Source organism: Elongatibacter sediminis, assembly GCF_037892215.1.
GTDB lineage: Bacteria > Pseudomonadota > Gammaproteobacteria > Xanthomonadales > SZUA-36 > Elongatibacter > Elongatibacter sediminis.
The window spans coordinates 233,604-249,001 of sequence record NZ_JAZHOG010000003.1 but is presented as its reverse complement, the minus strand read 5'-3'; the positions used below and the strand labels follow the sequence as shown (position 1 = coordinate 249,001).

14 protein-coding genes are annotated in these 15,398 nt (G+C 66.4%); 9 read left to right on the top strand and 5 right to left on the bottom strand.

Features of this window, described 5'->3' with window-relative positions; translation table 11 throughout:
- The first annotated feature begins 163 nt into the window (after positions 1-163).
- From V3330_RS05900 to spt, 8 genes are all read left to right on the top strand, one after another.
- Positions 164-1,003, top strand: coding sequence for a M48 family metallopeptidase (locus V3330_RS05900; protein ID WP_435791461.1), 840 nt, complete (start codon positions 164-166; stop codon positions 1,001-1,003).
- A 184-nt stretch (positions 1,004-1,187) separates the two neighbouring features.
- The gene (locus V3330_RS05895; RefSeq protein ID WP_354694465.1) at positions 1,188-1,673 is read left to right on the top strand and encodes a hypothetical protein; all 486 of its coding nucleotides are present in this window, start codon (positions 1,188-1,190) and stop codon (positions 1,671-1,673) included.
- Positions 1,670-3,361 carry a multicopper oxidase domain-containing protein gene (locus V3330_RS05890; protein ID WP_354694464.1) on the top strand — a complete coding sequence of 564 codons (1,692 nt, stop codon included), beginning with the start codon at positions 1,670-1,672 and terminating at the stop codon, positions 3,359-3,361. Before V3330_RS05895 ends, V3330_RS05890 begins: the two co-directional genes overlap by 4 nt.
- Positions 3,358-4,041 carry a cupredoxin domain-containing protein gene (locus V3330_RS05885; RefSeq protein ID WP_354694463.1) on the top strand — a complete coding sequence of 228 codons (684 nt, stop codon included), beginning with the start codon at positions 3,358-3,360 and terminating at the stop codon, positions 4,039-4,041. Before V3330_RS05890 ends, V3330_RS05885 begins: the two co-directional genes overlap by 4 nt.
- A gap of 310 nt (positions 4,042-4,351) precedes the next feature.
- A complete protein-coding gene (locus V3330_RS05880; RefSeq protein WP_354694462.1) occupies positions 4,352-6,151 on the top strand; it encodes a fatty acyl-AMP ligase in 1,800 nt (599 codons plus the stop codon).
- Positions 6,152-6,191: 40 nt separating this feature from the next.
- Positions 6,192-7,142, top strand: coding sequence for an NAD-dependent epimerase/dehydratase family protein (locus V3330_RS05875; RefSeq protein ID WP_354694461.1), 951 nt, complete (start codon positions 6,192-6,194; stop codon positions 7,140-7,142).
- The gene (locus V3330_RS05870) at positions 7,139-7,408 is read left to right on the top strand and encodes an acyl carrier protein (protein ID WP_354694460.1); all 270 of its coding nucleotides are present in this window, start codon (positions 7,139-7,141) and stop codon (positions 7,406-7,408) included. Before V3330_RS05875 ends, V3330_RS05870 begins: the two co-directional genes overlap by 4 nt.
- An 8-nt stretch (positions 7,409-7,416) precedes the next feature.
- Positions 7,417-8,589 carry a serine palmitoyltransferase gene (gene spt, locus V3330_RS05865; RefSeq protein ID WP_354694459.1) on the top strand — a complete coding sequence of 391 codons (1,173 nt, stop codon included), beginning with the start codon at positions 7,417-7,419 and terminating at the stop codon, positions 8,587-8,589.
- 14 nt (positions 8,590-8,603) lie between these two features.
- Here spt and V3330_RS05860 read toward each other — a convergent pair whose 3' ends face one another.
- The 3 genes from V3330_RS05860 to V3330_RS05850 are packed head-to-tail and all read right to left on the bottom strand — an operon-like array spanning position 8,604 to position 12,130.
- Positions 8,604-9,872 (bottom strand): lipopolysaccharide biosynthesis protein, encoded by a 1,269-nt coding sequence (locus V3330_RS05860; RefSeq protein ID WP_354694458.1) that lies wholly within the window; start codon positions 9,870-9,872, stop codon positions 8,604-8,606.
- 22 nt (positions 9,873-9,894) lie between these two features.
- Positions 9,895-10,833, bottom strand: a complete 939-nt coding sequence (locus tag V3330_RS05855; RefSeq protein ID WP_354694457.1) for a hypothetical protein — start codon at positions 10,831-10,833, stop codon at positions 9,895-9,897.
- The gene (locus tag V3330_RS05850) at positions 10,823-12,130 is read right to left on the bottom strand and encodes a CDP-alcohol phosphatidyltransferase family protein (protein WP_354694456.1); all 1,308 of its coding nucleotides are present in this window, start codon (positions 12,128-12,130) and stop codon (positions 10,823-10,825) included. The genes V3330_RS05855 and V3330_RS05850 overlap by 11 nt, the downstream gene beginning before the upstream one ends.
- A 174-nt stretch (positions 12,131-12,304) precedes the next feature.
- On the opposite strand from V3330_RS05850, the gene V3330_RS05845 reads away from it, so the two are divergent.
- A complete protein-coding gene (locus V3330_RS05845) occupies positions 12,305-13,177 on the top strand; it encodes a metallophosphoesterase family protein (RefSeq protein WP_354694455.1) in 873 nt (290 codons plus the stop codon).
- An 8-nt stretch (positions 13,178-13,185) separates the two neighbouring features.
- On the opposite strand, the gene lptG is transcribed toward V3330_RS05845, so the two are convergent.
- Positions 13,186-14,292, bottom strand: a complete 1,107-nt coding sequence (gene lptG, locus V3330_RS05840; protein WP_354694454.1) for an LPS export ABC transporter permease LptG — start codon at positions 14,290-14,292, stop codon at positions 13,186-13,188.
- A complete protein-coding gene (gene lptF, locus V3330_RS05835; RefSeq protein WP_354694453.1) occupies positions 14,289-15,371 on the bottom strand; it encodes an LPS export ABC transporter permease LptF in 1,083 nt (360 codons plus the stop codon). Before lptF ends, lptG begins: the two co-directional genes overlap by 4 nt.
- Positions 15,372-15,398: the final 27 nt, after the last annotated feature.

Here is a 15,398-nt window from a genome sequence, read left to right as displayed (position 1 = left end):
TCCGGGGCAAGGCCGGCATTGCCGAAAACCCCCGAACCCCGGTGCCCGATCTCCGAAGACCGCAACCGGGGCGAACGGGCGAACCCGACCCGATCACATATTGATACCGACAGCGATTACTCAACCCGATACCATCCTCAACGCAAACTTCCAGGATCCGACCATGAAGCCCGCACGGTTTTTGCCACTGACCGTCTCGATCATTCTGATGACGTGCCTGCTGGCCGCCTGTGCAACCAGCCCAACCGGCCGCCGCCAACTGATGCTGGTTTCGGAGCAGACGGCCATTCAGTCATCCGCCCAGGCCTACGTTCAGGAAGTCGGAAAACTGAAACAGGAAGGCAAGCTGTCGGACGACCCGGCGGTGGTGGAGCGAGTGCGGCGCATCACCGGTCGCCTGGTCAGCCAGGCCCTCGTGATGCGGCCCGACGCCGCGGACTGGAAGTGGAGCGTGGCCGTCATCGATGACCCCGACACCGTCAATGCCTGGTGCATGGCCGGTGGTCGTATGGCGATCTACACCGGCCTGATCGAAAAGCTCCAGCCCACCGATGACGAACTGGCCCAGGTCATGGGCCACGAAATCGCACATGCGCTCGCCAATCACACGGCCGAGAAGATGTCGGTCGCCATGGCCAGTGGCCTCGGCGTGGCGGCGGTGGGCGTGGCTTCGGACAACAAGGGCATCGCCATGACCGGTGCTGCCGCCGCAGCGGCCCTCGCCGTCACCCTGCCCAACAGCCGGGCGGCCGAAACGGAAGCAGACCGGATTGGCATCGAACTGGCCGCCCGGGCGGGATACGATCCGGACGCCGCGGTATCCCTGTGGCAGAAGATGAACCGGGAGTCGGGCTCCGGCGTGCCACAGTTTCTGAGCACGCATCCGAACCCGCAAAACCGCCAGCAGAAACTTGCCGCCCTCGGTCCGGAGATGGCCCGATATTACGTTCAGCCCGGCGATCGTCCGATTTATCCGGTCATCACCGAATCCGCGGTTCGCTGAGGCCGGAGTGCGATTTCAGGCGCCAGAGCAGGAATATCCGCCCGCGCCGCTCCCTGCCGCCGTATCCCGACCCCGGCGCACGGCTTCCGGTGGCCTGATCGCTGTCGTATTGCTCGTGCTGTGTTCGTTCCCGCCGGGTGTGCACGCCGGCGGCGGCGTGGTGATGACAAACGCGGGATGCACCATGCACATCGATTTCTACAGCGCCCGCTTCACTGCCTACCAACCCGCAACGTCGGGCAACGAGGAGTTTTGCGAGGACCTGCCGGACACGGGCCCGACCGTCTTCGTGCTCGACTACCTGCACCCCAGCCTCAAACTGGTGCCGGTCGATTTCCGGATCATCCGCAACACCACCGGCCAGGGACGTTTCGCGCAGTGGGAGGACGTGGCGGCACTCGGCGACCTGGAACCGCTCACGCTTTACTACCATCCACCCGTCATTCGACCGGATGCATCGTTCCAGGCGGAGTACGACTTCAGCGAGAAAGGCGAATACATCGGGATCGTGACGGCCGGCCACCCGACCAATGACAACACCTACCGGGCAGTCTTTCCTTTCGCGGTCGGTACCGGCCGGCCCTGGCTGACCTTGGCGGCATTGCTGCTCGTCGCGCTGGGATTGGCCGTATGGTGGCGAGGCAAGCGCAAGCGAGCGAGTACGGCATGAAACGTCGCACCGCCTTGTGGGCTTTCGCGATCGTGCTGGCGGCGGTGAGCTATCCGCCTCACTGGTATCCGGAAACGCTGCGCCTGCAACTCACCCGCCTCTTCGGAGCGAGCGATGACCGGCCCCTGCCCCCGTCCGTGCCGCCGCGGGCTCCCGGTGCCGGCGCGGAGCCCGAAGTTTACTGTCCGCCCGACCCCGAAGGCTGGCGCGAAGCGCATGAAATCGAAGGTGTCACGATCGAACGGGTTGACAGCTGCGTCGCCGACAATCCCTGGTTGCTCGCGGCCTCCGTGCGCGGCACGAACAACGTGTCCGCGGAAACACTGATGAAGAGCGGGCTAACCGCCGATGCGGTGGAGGTGGGCGCGGACCTCGACGGCGACGGCGACCCGGACGAGATCCACATTCGCCTGGAAGTCGCGGAATTGAACGGCGGCTCGGCCATCGTGCCGGGGCCGGTGACCCGCTACGCCATCGCGCCGGGCATCGAGCCGGGGCTGTGGGTCTTCGCCCCCAAACTCCACGGCATGGCGGTGGAGAACATCGAATCGCAACAGGCCCGCCCGGAGCTGCGCCTGCCCTCGCCCGCCATCCGCGTGGAACAGGGGGACCGCGTGCGGATCACGCTCGAAAACAGCCACTACATGCCGCACACCATCCACCTGCATGGCGCCGACCACGGTTTTGTCGACGTCACCGGCGAAGGCAATGACGGCGTGCCGCTGACCAGCGAAGTGCCGGTGGTTCCGGGCGCGGCGCGAACCTACGAGCTGCAGCCGCGCGAAGCCGGCACGATGTTCTACCATTGCCACGTGCAACCCCACGTGCACGTTCAGATGGGCCTGCAGGGCCTGTTCGTCATCGAGGACAACCGGCCGGACAACTGGGTGCAGACCCTCAACCCGGGGGCCGGACAGGTCCGGGTCCGGTCGGCGGAGTCCCGGGCTGCCTACGCGGCGGAATTCGATCTGCATTACCTCGACCTCGACCGGCAACTGGGTGAGCGCATCCGCGCACACAACGACCCGCGCCTGATCACCCGGTCGATGCATCGCGATTACGATGTCACCGACGCCACCCAGGATTACTTCACCGTCAACGGGCGTTCGTTCCCCTACACCTTCCGGGAATCCCTGGTCACCGGTAACGAGGGCGACCGGCTCAAGCTGAGGGTCGTCAACGGCGGCGTGAACGGCATCGCGCTGCACACCCACGGGCACAAATTCACCGTCACGCACCGCGACGGCGTGCCGCTCCCCGAAGGCTTGCGTACACCACAGGACGTGGCCTGGCTGGCCACGGCCCAGCGCCTGGACCTGGATCTGCGGCTGGTCAACGACGGCCTCAATGCGTACGGACCCGGCATCTGGCTGTTTCACGACCACGGCAACCGGGGAGTGACCAATGACGGCATCGGTCCCGGGGGCAATATCAGCGCCATCGCTTACGGCAAATACCTCCAATCCGACGGCTGGCCGAAGAACCAGGGCGTGTCCTGGGACAACTACTTCACCGCGGCTTATTACCGGCGCGAAGTGCCGGTGTGGCACAACTATCTGCCGGGACTGCTCGACGACACCGGCACCGACCGGTGGCTGCTGTGGCGGCTGGTCGGGTTGGCGCTCGCCGGCGGGATACTGCTCGCCCTGCTGTGGGGCGCTGTCGTGAGCAGGCGGTCACCGCGATGAGGCATGTGGCCGCATCCCTGTTGGCGGGGTTGTTGCTCTGCGGCTTCGCGGACGCGCGCGACGAAAACCAGGCTGATCCGGATCCGATGGCGGGACACCAGCACCACGCCATGTCGGGCGACGCCTCGGGTACGGTGATGAACGCGAACACGGACCGGCTGCCGCGCGATTGCGCCGCGGTCGGCGAAGAGGCGAACTTCACCATCCACGCGGGGCGCGAACACGCCGCGGGACGTCCCGGCCACATTTTCGGCATGAGTCAGCACGAGGTGCGGGTACCACCGTGCAGCCGGGTCTCGGTTACCTTCGTCAACGACGACGAAGTGCGCCATCAGTGGATGGTGCACGGGCTGCCCCGCTACCTGTATCCGGGCGGGATGTTCCACATCGAGGTAGCCGGCGGACACCAGCGCACGGGAACATTCATCGTCCCGGGTGAAGACCGGACCTACCTGATCCACTGCGACATCGCCCAGCACATGGAGAAAGGCATGCGCGGACAACTGGTGGTGGGGGCGGGCAGCGGCGACCTCTGGGGCGTGGCCGGCATCAGCGACGATTTCTACCGTTCCAGCTATCTGCCGGGCGCAACCTGGGCCTGGCTGGCGGCGGCACTGGCCGCCGGCCTGGTGCTCGGATTCGCGCTCCTTCGCCGGCCGGCCGGTTCAGCGGAAAAGTGAAAGACATCAGGTAATTAACGTTTCTTTTACCCCAAATCGTTTTAAATACTTATAATGGGCGCGCAGAAAACAGCAAATCAAACGAATATAAAAGAGAATACGCGCTGTACGAGGGATTTCGGCAACACTGCAGACCCGGCTGAAGACGAGTGACAAAAAACCGCCTCAACGGTGCGTCGGACGGGTTGTGCACGGACCGCGCTGGCGTCGGAACCTCGTCCATACTTGCCACGCACCGCCAAGCTTCGGCGTGTAGCCTGAATCGGGTGACGTACCCCTAGAGGACGCAACAAACGAAGGCCACCACGGGATGACGAGCGAAAAATCATCATCGGGGATCGAATCGACCGAACTCCGCGCAACTCCGGTCAATCGCAAGCTGGAACTACGCTGCGACGGCTTCTCAGGACTCGCCGACGCGCTCGAATATGCGGCGACCGGAGACACCGGTTTCAATTTCTACGGCCACAACGGCCAGCTCGAACACATCCTGAGCTATCGCGATCTCTACGACGAGGCACGCACCCTGGCGCGCCGGCTTGCCGGTCTGGGCTGCCCCCGCGGCACCCGGGTGGGTATCGTTGCCGAAACCGACCCCCTGTTTCACCGCTTCTTCTTCGCCTGCCAGTTCGCCGGCCTCGTTCCCGTGGCGGTGCCGGCCGGCGTCAACCTCGGCGCTCACCAGGCCTATGTGTCACAGGTCCGGCGAATGCTGGACAGTTGCGGCGCGCGCATCGCGGTAGCACCGGAGTCCCATGCCGACCTGCTGGCCGAGGTCGTCGAGCCACTCGATCTCGTAATGAGTGGAACACCGGAGCAATTCGACGGGCTCCCCCAGTCCAGCGACGAACTGATTCCCGCCACCGGCACAGACCTGGCCTATCTGCAGTACACATCGGGCAGCACCCGCTTTCCGCGCGGCGTCGAAATCGATCAACGCACTGTGCTGGAAAACCTGCGCCAGATAGCACTCAACGGTCTGCGACTCGATCGCGAGGACCGCTTTGTATCATGGCTGCCGTTCTACCACGACATGGGGATGATCGGCTTCATTCTGGTGCCACTGATCGCGCAGCTTTCGGCCGACTATATCGCCTCGCGCACCTTCGCCATGCGGCCCCGGCTTTGGCTCAAACTGATTTCGGACAATCGCGGCACCATCTCGTCCAGCCCGACCTTCGGTTACGCCCTGTGCGCCCGCCGGCTACGGCCATCGGACTACGAGCGCTATGACCTGCGTTCCTGGCGCGCCGCCTGCGTCGGTGCGGAACAGATCAAGCCGGCTCCGCTGCAGGCATTCGCCGAAGCGCTCGCGCCCTGCGGATTCGATGCCCGTGCCTTCACGGCCTGCTACGGCATGGCTGAGTCGGTACTGGCGGTGAGTTTCGCCCCTCTCGGACAAGGCCTGCAGGTGGATCGTGTCGACAGCGAACGCATGGCCCGGGAAGGTATCGCGGCTCCGGTGGCGCCGGATTCACCGAACGCGGCCGCTTACGTCGACTGCGGCATCGCCGTGCCGGGCTTCGAACTCGACATTCGCGATGATGCCGGAAACACACTCGGAGAGCGACAGTGTGGCCGGATATTCCTGCGCGGCCCCAGCGTCATGGGTGGCTATTTCGACGATCCCGAAGCGACGTCCCAGGTGCTGGCCGAAGATGGTTGGCTGGATACGGGCGATATCGGCTACCGGTTCGACGACCGGCTGGTCATCACGGCCCGCAGCAAGGACGTTATCATCATCAAGGGCCGCAACATCTGGCCGCATGACATGGAAACCCTGGTCGAACGCCAGGAAGCAGTGCGGCTCGGCGGCGTCGCGGCCTTCGCGATCAGCCGCGAATCGGACGAGGACCAGGCCGTCATCGTGGTGGAAACGCGAGATCGCGACCCGGACAGTCGCGAACGCCTGGTTCACTCGATCTGGTCGCTGATGCACGAGCACTTCGGAATCAACGTCGTCGTCGACCTGGTCAAGCCCGGCACGCTGCCGCGAACCTCGTCGGGCAAACTGTCACGCAGCCTTTCCCGGCAGGGCTATTTCGAGCGCAAGGGCAAGGCCACGGACTCCCGGCCCACTTCCGCATCGAGCGTGCGCAGAACCGCCTGAAGGCACACCGGCACACCGGTGTCCGGATATCATTCACGCCATGCCGGCTGAACCTGCCAGCCACCACACCGTTTTTCTCACCGGGGCCACCGGTTTCATCGGCCGGCACATTCAGGCCACCCTGCTCGGCGCCGGCTGCACCGTGCGCGCCCTGGTACGGCCGGGCTCGGCCAATGCAGAGCACGTCGACCCACGCTGTCAGGCCGTAGAGGCCGCCCTGTCGGACGGGCCGGCGCTGGAACGGGCGGTTGCAGACTGCACGGCGGTGATTTACTGCGCCGGCAGCGTTCGCGGCCGCGTACTCGATGATTTCCTGCCCGCGAACGAGGCCGGCGTGCGGCAACTCATGCAGGCACTGGCCGGCGTGGGCCCGCCCCCGCCGACCCTGCTGATCTCATCGCTGGCGGCCGGACAACCCGAGTTATCCGACTATGCCCAAAGCAAGCTGCTGGGCGAACAGGCGCTGCGCCGTTACGCGCCGGGCGGCTGGACCATCCTGCGGCCGCCGGCCGTTTACGGCCCCGGTGACCGCGAAATGCGCCCCATCCTGCGCATGGCGCGCAGCGGCTGGATCGCGCACGCCGGTCCCGCCAGCCAGCGGGTTTCCCTGATCCATGCGGCGGACCTGGCGCGTGCGGTGCTGGCGTGGCTCCACGCGTGGCCCGCATCCGCGGGCCGCCTGTATACCCTGGACGACGGCCGCGAGGGCGGCTACGACTGGCATGCCATCGCCGCCGCCGCGGGCCGCGACAACCCCCGCCTGCTGCGCGTGCCCACCGGTCTGCTGCGCGCGATCGCCAACCTGAACCTGGGACTGTCCCGACTGCTGGGGTACCCGCCGATGCTGACTCCCGGCAAGGTCGAGGAACTGACCCAGGCCGACTGGTTGTGTGACAATACAGCCCTGAGCGCCGACACCGGCTGGCAACCCCGAATCGAGCTGGCGCAGGGGCTGCGTCAGACCCTGGACGACTTTCGGAGTACTACTTGAACACTGCACCCGACGACATCGAACCACGAATCATCGCGTTGCTTACCCGCTACCTGGAACCGCGTTGGACAGCGGATCCGTCCAGCCGGGTCACGATATCCGGCGATACCGGCCTGACCTCCGACCTGACCCTGGATTCCTTCCAGGTGATGGAATTCCTGATGGAACTGGAGGACGATCTCGACATCGCGATCGACATGAACCGCTTGTCGGACGTCCATACCGTCCGCGATCTCGCAACGGTCGCCGTGCAGCAGACCGCCTGACTCCGCCCATGCCCCTGCTCGACAAGTTTCAGGCCGTCGCGGCCATCCGGGCCGGACTCGGCGGCGACCACAACGATCCCACCGGCGTCGTCATCGAGGAAATCCTGTCGGCCACCGAGGGCCGGGTCGCCGGGCGCCGAACCATTCTGGCCGGCACCAACAATTACCTCGGCCTGACCTTCGATCCCGCCTGCATCGATGCCGGCAAACGCGCCCTGGAGGCCCAGGGCACCGGCACCACGGGATCGCGCATGGCCAATGGCAGCTTCGCCGACCACACCGCGCTCGAACGTGAATTGGCGGCTTTCTACGACCTGCCCTACGGACTGGTGTTCTCCACCGGCTACGCCGCCAATCTCGCCGTACTGGCCGCATTGCTCGAACCCGCGGACGCGGTACTGCTGGATGCCGACGCGCACGCCAGCCTGTACGACGGCTGCCGGATGAGCGGCGCCGAGATTTTCCGCTTCAAACACAACGACCCCGACAGCCTGGAGAAACGCCTGCGACGGCTGGGCGAGCGCTCGGCCAATGCCCTGATCGTCACCGAGGGCCTGTACAGCGTACTCGGCGACACGGCACCACTGGCTGAATTCGTCAGCCTGAAGGAACAATACGGTGCCCTGCTGATGGTCGACGAAGCGCATTCGCTCGGCGTTTACGGCGATCGCGGCCGGGGGGTTGCCGAAGCGCGCGGCGTGCTGGACCAGGTCGATTTCACGGTGGGCACCTTCAGCAAGAGCCTCGGCGCGATGGGTGGGTTCTGCGTCAGCCCGCATCCGGAGCTCGATCTGTTCCGCTACGTCGCTCGCCCCTTTATTTTCACCGCCTCCGGCAGCCCCGCCACCATTGCCACGGTGCGCGAGGCCCTGCGCCAGTTGCAGGCACAGCCGCAACTGCGCGAGAACCTGTGGCGCAACGCGCACCGGCTGTATGACGGCCTGCAGTCGCTGGGCCACCAGCTCGGCCCGGAACCGAGCCCGGTGGTCGCCGTGCGCATCGGGGCGCGGGATGATGCCCTGCGCTTCTGGAACCGGCTGCTCGAAGCCGGTGTATACGTGAACCTGATGGTTCCGCCGGCATCGCCCGACAGTCACAGCTACCTGCGCTGCAGCGTCAGCGCCGCACATACCCCGCAACAGATCGACGCCGTCCTCGAAGCGTTCCGCGGCGCGGCCTGATACCCGCTCCGCGCTCACCCTCCCCGGCGCAACAACGGGACGGTGAGCGCCAGGGTCAGCACCGACCCCCCCACCGCGGCCAGCCCGGGCCCGATCAGGCCCAGCCACGCGGTGAACACGACGAACAGTCCCAGGTAGCCGGCAATGCCGACCACGTGGATGCGCAACAGGGCCGACGCCCGTCCCATCGCGTATACCGCCGCCCGCAGCGGAGCGCTGGTCAACTCGAAGCAACCCGCCAGCAGCAGCAACAGCAGGAGGGGATAAGCGGGCACGTAATCCGCGCCCACCATGCCCAGCACGGGCCGGCCGATCAGGGCGGCCAACACCAGCAGAGCCAGCCCCGCGAAGGTGGCGATGGCCGCGGCACGCCATGGCAGCCGATGGAACGCGGCGCGGTCGTTGTGCCAGGCCCGGGTCAGGTCCGGAAACAGGACCTCGCGCAACAGCACCGCCGGCTGTGCCAGCACCGTGGAGATCTCGCGCGCCAGGCGGAAAAGTCCGGCGGCCGCCGGCCCCAGCAGGCTGCCAGCCAGCAAGGTGGACAAATGCTTGGGCAGCAGGTCGATGTTCGTTTGCCAGTACACGACACCGATGAACCGCCAGAATTCGCCGTCGCGCCCCGCGACGTCACGCCAGCCGCAACCCCGCCACGGCGAAGTCCGGGCCCGGCGCCGCAATTCGACGAAGCCGCGCACGATCATGTACCCGTTGCCAGCACAGAACGCCACACCCCAGGCCAGCACGAACCAGCCCATGCCGGCGCCGGTGAACCAGCCCCAGGCGACCAGCACCACGCGCACGGCCGGGCCCACCGCGTACTGCGTCCCCAGGGCATCGAAACGGTCATACAGGCGCAGTACGCCACCGCCGGTATTGCCCGGGGTGGTGAGCAGGGCCAGGGAATAGATCAGCGCCCACGAGGACAATGGCGCATCCCACTGCAGCATTCCGGCCGCCAGCGGTACGGCGGCCACCGCGACCGCCGTCGCCAGCAGACTGGCCGCGACGTCCACGGTGAAGGTCGCACGCAGCAGGCTCATCAATCCGGCCTCGTCGCCGCGCTCCTGCAGCGGAATGCCGTAACGCACGATGGCCTCGTAGGTCCGAAAGTTCAGGAAACCCTTGATGACCATGATGTAGGTGTGCAGCAGCACCACCAGGCCGAACTGTTCCACCGGCAGCGCGTTGGCCATCAGTCCGGTGGCGATGACCGAAAACACACCGGCCAGACCGCGGCCGCGCAACACGCGGCCCAGGTTTTTCAGGATGCGTCCACTCACCGTATGACCCGCCGGCGGAGATTCAACGGAAGGCGCCGCGCCGGTACAGGCGCCACAGCAGGGGCCAGCCGAACAGCAGGGGGTGACGGCGCTGGCGTTCGGTGGGTTCGATGTAATGACCCGAATGCCGCGCGATCTTCCACAGGATGTAGTCTAAACCGCCGTCGAATGTCAGAGCCGCCTTCAACAGCCGTAAGGCCGACTTGAACTTGCCGAGGATCCGGCAGACCTGCCAGCCCACCCACGAGAGCCGGCGGCGACCTTCTCCGCTGTGATTGCGATAGTGATTTTCCCGGTCCGCCGCGCCGTAGCCGAGGCCGGTGCCGGACAGGGCCGCGGTCAAACTCCCGTACCACGCCTCGTCATGCTGATACAGTCCCGCGGCGCGCCCGGGCCCCTCGCTGCGCAGTTCGCACCCATAAGTCAGGCCAAGGCCGGTCAGCGCCAGTTCGCGGGGCGTGAAAACAGCCGGCAGCCGCGGGACCACGCGGCGGACGAAGTGCCGCCCGGCGGTAGCCAGGGCCCGCGTCACACGTTCACGGGTTGCGTCGTCGCGGCAGTACACCAGACCGCAGGGCTGGGCGAAACGCGCCCAGAAATAGGGATGAAAGTCCCGCCGCATCGCGCGTTCGAACCGGCCCAGGGTCAACAGCGCGTACTTGGCCCGCGCCTCGTCCGGCGGGCTGCCCGCCGCGACCTGGTAGACGTTGGGCGACAACAGCCAGGCGAGACCGGCCTGCCAGACTGGCCGCAGGGTGCCGTAACCGTCCATCAGAACGTAAAAATCGAGCAGGGTATCGCGCTTGCCGCGCAGGTAGCTGCCGTACACCAGCACCGCGGCGATACCCGCGCCATGCCGTTCCAGCAGGCGCGCCAGCAGCGCGTCCCGCCGTTCGTCCGGTACCGCGAGAATCCGCTCCATGCGGGACCGGACCAGGCCTGCGAGCGCGTCATCCGCCATAGGCGCTCCGGGTTCCGGCGAACACCCGGAAAGTGGTCGCGTGCGGGCCCGAAGCCGCGCCGTCCTCGCTGAGCCACGAAGTCAGCGGGCCACCGGACAATCGGGCGGCCAGACCCTGCAGCAGACGAATGATCAATACGCCCGTGGTCAGAACCGACCACACAACGACCGCCTTGAACCCCCATTCAGGGTGGCCGGCAAGCGCGGAACCGGTCAGCAGGATCAGGCAGGGATTGCGCCGCGCCGTCACCAGCCGGAACCACGCGTCGAACGGCCGCCAGGTGAACACGCTGCAATCCCCGAGCAGCGGAAACAGGCCCTCGACAATACGCCCGCCGACGTAGGCTGCGACCAGAATCCAGCACAGGGCGGCGAATTCCAGGTTCACCCCCCAAACTGCAATCGCCACGGGCGGCGCCAACGAAAGGCCCCAGAACACGTACCAGAACGGCGGGTGAATCAGGTCGATGGCGTGATCGAACAGATGGCCGAACTGGCTGGACTGCACGGTGACCCGCGCCAACTTGCCATCGACCGTATCGAGAAACGTCATCAGCCAACCGGCTGCCAGCCCTGCGAAATAGTGACCGTTCCAGAACAGCCAACAGGCTGCCAGCACCAGCACGAACCCCCAGGTCGTGACATGGTTGGGCGTCGCACGCCAGCGAGCGCACAGGTGCACCACGGCCCGCGCCGGCCGCGGCCAGACAAACTTGGTGACGAGGTCGGTGATGCCCCGGTAGGCATTGCCGTACAGCAGGTTTTCCAGTTCCCGGGCACGCTCCGGCGACACCGGCTCCAACAGGGGTGCACGCGCGCTGCGCAGCGCTTCGTCGAACACGTCGAGGTCATCGGGCGCGAGACGTTGCAGGCCAGCGGGGGGCTCCTGCGACTCGCCGCCGACCGCGGCCGCGGCCCGGACCACCTCACCCGGCCCCACGCAGGCGGCGACACTGCGGCCGTCACGTGGATCGATGAGCACGACCCCGTCGCGGGCCAGCAGACCAGCCAGCGCCCGAGCATCGAACAGGTAACCGCCGTTCAGCAGCAGGACGCGGGCCTGCGCAGGCAGCGACTCCACGGAATCGATCCAGAGCAAAGAGGGGTCCAGGGCGCGCAATTGGCGCTTCAGGCGTTCCGCCGCCCCCAACCCCCACAGGCTTACCGGCGACTCATCGAGCACCAGCACACAGGTCCGGGCCCGGTCCGCTCCCGGCCGGGTGCCCGGCACGGCGACAGGAACCGGGTTTCCATCGCCATCACCGCGTTCGGCCTCATTCGTCCCGCTTTTCGTCATGCTATAGTTCGCTCGCTTCGAGGGCGGGACCCCGACGGCCCCGCAGGGCGGTCAGGCGGCCGGTGGCGCGGGGTGCCGATACCGGCTCCGGGCGATCCCGACTGCAAGGCGCCGCCCGAAATTATACCAATCCACCCCGGGCGACAGTCCGGATAACGGCGCGATCGGCAGGCTGTGACCCGACTTATTCATCTCACCGACCTTCACTTGAGCTCCCTCGACGGTATCGGGGCGCGCAAACTGGTCGGCAAGCGCTGGACCAGCTTTCTGTCCTGGCGGCGCCGGCGGCGGCACATCCACCGCCGCGATGTACTCGACCGGCTGGCCGAAGCGGTTCGCGCCGAACGGCCCGACCTGCTGTTGATCACCGGAGACCTGGTACAGATCGGACTGGATTCGGAAATCCGTGAGGCAGCCGCCTGGCTGGCAGCACTCGCAGCGCCTGAGGACGTGTTCCTGGTGCCCGGCAACCACGATGTGTATGCCCGCGACTCCTGGCCTGCACTGCGCCGCCACTGGGCGCCATGGTTGCCAGCCGAACACAATCGGGCGCGTTCCGGCTATCCCCTGGTGCGCGACATCGGCGGGCTCCGGTTGATCGGAGCCTCCTCGGCCTGCGTGACCCCGATATTCTCCGCTCGCGGCGCTTTGGGTGGCGCCCAGCGCCGGCGCCTGGACGCGGCCTGGCAGCAGGCTGCCGAATCGAATCTGCCAACGGCTCTTGCTGTCCACCACCCGCCCGTTCCCGGCATCACCAGATGGCGCAAGGCACTGCGCGACAACAAGGCCGTGTCCCGCCGGATAAAGACGTTCCGGCCTGCCTTCACTGTCTGCGGTCACCTGCACCGCAACCTCCAGCAGCAATGCGGGAATACGCCGGTCTTCGTCACCGCCTCGGCCTCCAGCATTCACGATGCCTCGTACCGGGTCATCGACTTCGAGCCCGCCGACGGCGAACTGCGGCTGTCGATGCAGTTGAAGTCGCTCGACCCGGCCGCAGACGGATTCACGCGCACCGACTCCCACCAATGGGTGTCCATGACCTGACAGCCGGCTCAGCGGGCCCGGCGTCTGCGCCTGCGCGGCCGCGGCCGCTCCAGAAACTGCGTGTACACGGCCACGATGAGCAGTACGACCGCCGGCGTCATGATCAGCAACGGCGGATTCAACGAAAACAGGCCTGCCAGATGGCCTGTCAACTGCTGCACCAGGTAAAATGCGATGCCGACGAAACCGCCGATCACCACCCGGCTTCCCGCCGAAACCATCCGCACCGAACCCAGCAGCAACGGCAGCGACAGGAGCGCCATGCCGATCAGCGCCACGGGAATGCTCAGTTGCTGCCACAGTGTCACTCGATGCGCCTGGTCGTTGAGGCCGTTGGCGCGCTGGATTCCGATCAACCGCACCAGTTCGTGCGGGGCCAGGGTCTCCAGCGGGCGCACCAGGATCCCCGCCTGTTCGCGGCTGAGCAGACCCGGCCAGTCCAGGCTCTCCCGGTGTTCTTCCTCGGCTGCCCAGTCACCCATGCGGGTAACCGTCACGCTGTCCAGCCGCCAGTCATCGGGATCGCGTACCGTGGCCCGTTCGGCCCGTACCAGTTCGAGCAGCCGCCCTTCGTCATCCAGCACGTACACCTCGAGATCGGTGAGCAACTGACCATACCGAACCTCGTTGACCCGTACGATTCGATTTTCGCTGCGCGTCCAGAACCCCGTGCGCCGCTCGGCGGAAAGGGAGGCGTCGGCCAGCTTGCGGGCGCGGATATCCCCGGCTTCGCGCTCGGCCAGCGGAATCAGGAAAGCTTGCGCGGTCACGACCACCAGGCCCACACCCATCGCGAGGATCAGCACCGGGCGGCCGATCCGGTGACGGGACATGCCGGCGGCCCGTGCCGCGATCAGTTCCTGGTGGTTGGCCATCGCGCCGAGCCCGATCAATCCGCCCAGAAGCAGTGTCACCGGCATCAGGTCGACGATACGGCGGGGAGCCGTGTACAGGACCACCCGGAACGCATCGAACAAGGTGAAACTGCCCTGCCCGACATCTTCCAGTTCATCGGCCAGCGCCAGGAAACTGAACAGTATCAGGAGCAGCAACAGAACCGGCAGCGTGCCGACCAGGAAGCGGCGCATGAGATAGCGGTCGAACAGCGTGATCATGCGGTGGCCCCGCGGCGGTTTCGCATTCGCCCGAACCAGCGCGCCCAGGGCAGGTAGAGACCGAGCGTCACCACGAACAACACGCCGGGCGCCCACCAGATCGTGCGCACGCTGCCCTGTTCAACCCAGGTACGGCTGACATCGAGCAGGTTGAAGTAGACCGCGTATAACCCCAGGGCGACGATGATGCGGCCGAACCGGCCCTGCCGCGGCCGCCCGCGGCTGAGGGGAATCGCCAGCAGGGCGAGCAGCAGCGCGGACACGGGCGTCGACAGACGCCACTGCCATTCGGCCCGATCCGTGGGGTCGGACGATGACTCCAGCGACATGCTCGGGCTGGCCTTGGCGTGATGCCCCACCGGTTCCGGCTCCCCCACGGGCAACCACAGTGAAAACGAACCGAACCGGGCCACCAGGTCCGGAGCCCCGGCCACCCGCTTGAACACCTGGGCGTCGAACAGCACCAGCCGATGATGGTCGGGCCGGGCAAATTGTTCCAGTTGGCCGTTCACCGCGGTGATCACTTCGATATCGTCGCCGTCACGGTGGCGCACGAAGATTCCGTTCACCGTATTGCCGCCGGCGTTCATGTGCTCGATGAACACCGTGCGGCCGGTTTCCCCGAACCGGTAGAACCGGGCTTCACGGATGCGGTCGATCTCCGCCGCCGCGCTGGCCTCGGCGCGCAACTGATAGGCCGTCGAATAAGCCCACGGCCGCCCCGCCAGGGACAGGCCGGCGGTCACGACCGCCAGCAGCAGGGCGAGCATCATCACCGGACGCATCAGCCGCCGTTCGCTGATGCCGCCACCACGCATCGCGTAAATCTCCGAATCACTGTAAAGGCGGCCCATGCCAATCATCACGGCGAGGAAGAAGCTGAGCGGCAGCAGCACTTCGAGCGAGATCAGCGCACGCAGGGCCGTGAGTCGAAACACTTCGCCGGGCAGCAACAGGCCGGCATTCGCATCGACCAGGTGCCGCGTGAGACTGTAGCTCGCGAAGATGACCACGAGCACGCCGGCCACGGCCGCGAACGGCAGGCCAACCTCGCGCATCATGTAACGATCAACAATCATGCTGGTATGATCCGGTACCACGCCAAC

Coding starts and splice junctions, on each gene's coding strand:
- V3330_RS05895 (WP_354694465.1), top strand. CDS start 1,188: ATGCACATCGATTTCTACAGCGCCCGCTTCACTGCCTACCAACCCGCA.
- V3330_RS05890 (WP_354694464.1), top strand. CDS start 1,670: ATGAAACGTCGCACCGCCTTGTGGGCTTTCGCGATCGTGCTGGCGGCG.
- V3330_RS05900 (WP_435791461.1), top strand. CDS start 164: ATGAAGCCCGCACGGTTTTTGCCACTGACCGTCTCGATCATTCTGATG.
- V3330_RS05855 (WP_354694457.1), bottom strand. CDS start 10,833: ATGGCGGATGACGCGCTCGCAGGCCTGGTCCGGTCCCGCATGGAGCGG.
- V3330_RS05885 (WP_354694463.1), top strand. CDS start 3,358: ATGAGGCATGTGGCCGCATCCCTGTTGGCGGGGTTGTTGCTCTGCGGC.
- V3330_RS05880 (WP_354694462.1), top strand. CDS start 4,352: ATGACGAGCGAAAAATCATCATCGGGGATCGAATCGACCGAACTCCGC.
- lptG (WP_354694454.1), bottom strand. CDS start 14,292: ATGATCACGCTGTTCGACCGCTATCTCATGCGCCGCTTCCTGGTCGGC.
- V3330_RS05850 (WP_354694456.1), bottom strand. CDS start 12,130: ATGACGAAAAGCGGGACGAATGAGGCCGAACGCGGTGATGGCGATGGA.
- V3330_RS05875 (WP_354694461.1), top strand. CDS start 6,192: ATGCCGGCTGAACCTGCCAGCCACCACACCGTTTTTCTCACCGGGGCC.
- lptF (WP_354694453.1), bottom strand. CDS start 15,371: ATGATTGTTGATCGTTACATGATGCGCGAGGTTGGCCTGCCGTTCGCG.
- spt (WP_354694459.1), top strand. CDS start 7,417: ATGCCCCTGCTCGACAAGTTTCAGGCCGTCGCGGCCATCCGGGCCGGA.